We start from the raw sequence: 4,016 nt of genomic DNA, 5'->3' as shown, positions 1-4,016 counted from the left end.
CTCGGGCATCAGGCGAACCTGAGCCTCAACCAGCGCCGCCCAAGTAACCGCGGGAATCTCCCGAACACCGCCGGCACCGGCGGTCACCACGTCCTGCCGTTCCGCCACCCCAAGTAGATCCAGCTCAGCCACCGCCAAACCAGGCTGCGATGCGAAAGCCGCCAGCACGCGGCTCAGATGACCCGCCATCCGTTGCACAACATCCGCCGCCAGCCGGTCAGTCCGGTACTCCAGCGAAATGCCGACCGCATCTCCCGGACCCGGCACGGCTCGCAGGAGCAACGAGGTCGCCTCGGCAGGCGAGGCATACGAACCGTCTGTGATCACCACTCGAGCGAGTTCCGGGTCGAGGCCCACCCGCGCCAAGGGCACAAAGGCATCCCGCACAGCCTCGACGAGCCCGCCGAGAATCGCGGCACGACCCGGCTCCAGCCGCAACACCACCAGGCCCGGCGCTCCGCCGGAAGCACTGGCAACGGCGATGTCCTCACCGGGGGCGTAACGGGTCAGGACCACGTACATCGCGGCAGCGCAGAGCTCCAGCAGAGACGCCCCGGCCGACTGCTCGCCGATCGACCCGGCCGGTACCGCACACCGCACCTGCGCCCAGTTCCCCGGACCGGCATCACCGCGACGGTGCCCCGGCAGCCGCGGCGGCACCAGGCCGGCGCACCGCCGCCTCCAGTGGTCGAGCTGCTCGGCCTCCGCGGTCTCCGGCGGTTTCCCACCCACCCTCGGCTTCGGAGTCTGCTCGGCTGAATACACCGGTGCCGCGCGATGTTTCGTCAACGTCGATGAACCTCTCGGGTCACGATGGGCGGAGCTCGGGACATGTGCGCGGCGGTCCCGCGGCGCACGACAATTGCGGAGGGAAATCCGCTAGACCAGCGCCTCGATTCGGCGTCCACCGAGGCGCCCACCGACCTGGATACCGTTCACCACCCGCGTACGGTGATCTCGCACAAAGCGTCCGCCCAGCGTCCACCGACCGGTGGACGCATCCTCGAGATGGAATGTCAAGTCGGCCCTAACGACAATGTTCTCGGCGGGTTCGCCGTCGATGCTCAGCCGGAGCCCGAAAGGGCCTCCGGCGATTACCCGATACTCCAGGTCGCCATTGAGATATGTGCCCGCGCATTCCGCCGGCGCGGTGCCGGGAAACAGCACCTCGGCCGCCGGTAGTGCATCGTCCATCGCGATGCCGGCGCGGCGCAGTTCCGCGCTCAGATCGGCCCACATGGCGTGGCCCGAACCGGCATTACAGGTGAGCGCGACGATCTGGCCGCCGTCCGCGTCGATGCGCCAGAAGCAGCCCGTGCCGTCGGCGTTGCCGTCGTGGCCGGACCATTCGTGCGGGGCCACGCCGAACGCCGCCAGGCCGAGCCCCCAGCCCCGGGCCAGCCCGAACGGGACCACCCCGGGCACGACGCCCCGCATCTGCGCCGCGTGGCCGGCCGGCAGCACAGCGGGCACACCGTCGTCCACGTGCAGCCGGCCGAGCGCGACCAGGTCGGCCGCACTCAGCGCCAGCGCGCCGGCCGCTGCCTCGGCCTCCGGCAGGGACTGCCGGACGGGCCGCACCCGCCCGGTACGGCCGTGGACGGAGTGACCGATCGCCACCGTACGGTGCGGACCCCCGGCGCCGATCAGCGTGGGGGTGACGCCCAGCGGCTCGAGCACGATGGACGAGACGGCATCACGCCAGCTCATTCCGGTGACGACGGTGATCAGCCGGCCGAGCAGCACGTAGCCGACGTTGGAGTAGGAGAAGCCCGTCCCGGGCGGCAGCACCATCAGCTCGGGACGGCAGGCGCCGGCCAGATAGCGCGGCACGGACAGCCCGGCCGCGTCCTCGGCGGCCGGGCCGCACGGCAGCCCAGCCGTGTGGCTGAGCAGCTGGCGTACGGTGATCCGGGCCGCCGCCCCGGTCAGGTCCGGCACCAGCCGGCCGACCGGTTCGTCCAGTTCCAGGTCCCCGTCCGCGACCAGGGCGAGCACCGTGGTCGCAGTGACGGCCTTGGTCACCGACCCCACCGGGAACGCGGTGTGCCGGGTGACCCGCCGGCCGGTCCCGTACTCGTCCTCGCCGTATTCCGCGGTGACCGTCGCACCGCCCTGATGAATCGCCAGTTGCGCGCCGGGCACCCCGTGGCGCCGGGCGCAGTCGTTCAGAATGTCCGCGGCCACTCGCTCGTCGAGAGCGGATCGCAATGCCACACCGATCATCGGGAAACCTCATTCCCGCGGGCCGGCACAGATCCGGTAATGGGCACCGAACGCCTTCGCGACAGGCGAGAACGCACGTGTCCGTCCTTTCGTCGACAACAAATTCATCTTTCGCGTGCAACTTGCACGCCCGCGGCCCGCATCACGCGCCACCGGAGCAACGACCGGGCGGACTATTCGACCGGCCGGCTATTCGCTTGGCGGCCCTGGTACCCGGCGGCGCGGTGCCCAATCCGGAATTCGGGCGTATTCAGCCGGCATATGTGTCGCCAATCCATCAGGCGACGCACTGATCAACGACACAGCGAATCAGTCGCACACCGGGTCCGGTCGCCTTTGAACGCGGCACGATATTGACATTCTTCGGATCACCGCCGCGCGCGCAGCCGGCGGCCGGACATCGTTGACAGTCGATCGGTACCTGGCTAACCTCGCCAGGAAAGCGCTTACCAGCATCGGGCGTCCCACCGCGTTCCAGGGCAGCACGCGGCGGCAGATCCGTTCGTCGCTGAGCTCTCGACGACTTCCCCTCACCTCCGGAGGTTCCCCATGCATGCCCGCAGCACCGCCGCGCTCGCGGCCGCCGTCGCCCTCGCCGCCGTCGGCGTCACCCTCGGCCCGTCGGCCCCCGCGACCGCCGCCGCACCGGCTCCCCTGTTCGTGGCCACCTCCGGCAACGACAGCAACGCCGGCGACCAGGCTCATCCGTTGCGCACCATCCAGCGGGCCGTCGACCTGGCCCAGCCCGGCACTGTCATCTCCGTGCGCGGCGGCACCTACGCCCTGACCACCAACATCCAGATCACCCGCAGCGGCACGGCGAGCCTGCCGATCACGCTGACCCGGTACGGCACCGAGCGCGTCGTCATCGACGGCGAGGCCCTGCCCAACACGCCGGCCCCGGTCGGCGGCAGCGTCCCCCGGGCCCAGCGCGGTGCCGTGCACATGGAGGCCTCGTACTGGCGCCTGGTCGGCCTTGAACTGGTCAACGGCCCGTACGGGCTCTACTGCGACGGGTGCAACGGCAACGTCTTCGAACGCCTGTCGACGCACGACAACTACGAGTCCGGCCTGCAGATCCAGGGCGCGTCGAGCGGCAACCTGGTGCTCAACCTGGACAGCTACCTCAACCGGGACCCGCGCAAGAACGGCGAGAGCGCGGACGGCCTGGCGATCAAGGAGGGCAGCGGCACCGGCAACGTGGTCCGCGGCGCCCGGCTGTGGAACAACGTCGACGACGGGTTCGACGCCTGGATGTTCACCTCACCCATCACTGTCGAGGGCAGCATCGCGTACGGCAACGGGTTCAACCGGTGGAACTTCCCGAACTTCGCCGGCGACGGCAACGGCTTCAAGATGGGCGGCGGCGATCCCGACCCGGCCGCCAACCACGTGATCCGCAACAGCATGGCGTTCAGCAACGCCACGCACGGCTTCACCGACAACGGCAACCCGGGCACGCTGGTCTTCGACCACAACACCGCGTACGCGAACCCGAAGACCGGCTTCGACGTGGACTCCAGCACCTCCCGGCTCACCGCGAACCTGTCCGTCCGCAACGGCACCGCGGTGGCGCTGGGCCGCTCGACCGGCAGCGGCAACTCGTGGAACCTGAGCTCGGTCCCGGCACTGGCCAGCACCGACAGCTCGGTGATCACCGGACCGCGGACGGCCACCGGCGCGATCGCGACCTCTTCCTTCCTGCGCCCGGCCAACGGAGCCGACCTGGGCGCCAGGATCTGAGACCGGCGGCGCCTCGTTCCGTCGCGTCGAGCGGCGGAACAAGGCGC

The 4,016-nt window shown here is 70.2% G+C and carries 2 protein-coding genes; one reads left to right on the top strand and one right to left on the bottom strand.

Annotation, left to right across the window (positions count from 1 at the left end; all coding sequences use genetic code 11):
- Nucleotides 1-879: 879 nt before the first annotated feature.
- On the bottom strand, nt 880-2,226 hold the full coding sequence (locus tag ACQP2Y_RS20370; protein ID WP_433730543.1) for a serine hydrolase domain-containing protein: 1,347 nt from the start codon (nt 2,224-2,226) through the stop codon (nt 880-882).
- A 549-nt stretch (nt 2,227-2,775) separates the two neighbouring features.
- Here ACQP2Y_RS20370 and ACQP2Y_RS20365 point away from each other — a divergent pair.
- Nucleotides 2,776-3,969 (top strand): right-handed parallel beta-helix repeat-containing protein, encoded by a 1,194-nt coding sequence (locus tag ACQP2Y_RS20365; protein WP_433730541.1) that lies wholly within the window; start codon nt 2,776-2,778, stop codon nt 3,967-3,969.
- The last annotated feature ends 47 nt before the right edge of the window (nt 3,970-4,016 follow it).

This window comes from Actinoplanes sp. CA-051413 (genome assembly GCF_050955795.1).
Taxonomy (GTDB): Bacteria; Actinomycetota; Actinomycetes; order Mycobacteriales; family Micromonosporaceae; genus Actinoplanes.
Note: the sequence above shows the minus strand (reverse complement) of the source record. Positions and strands in the feature narration are given on the sequence as shown.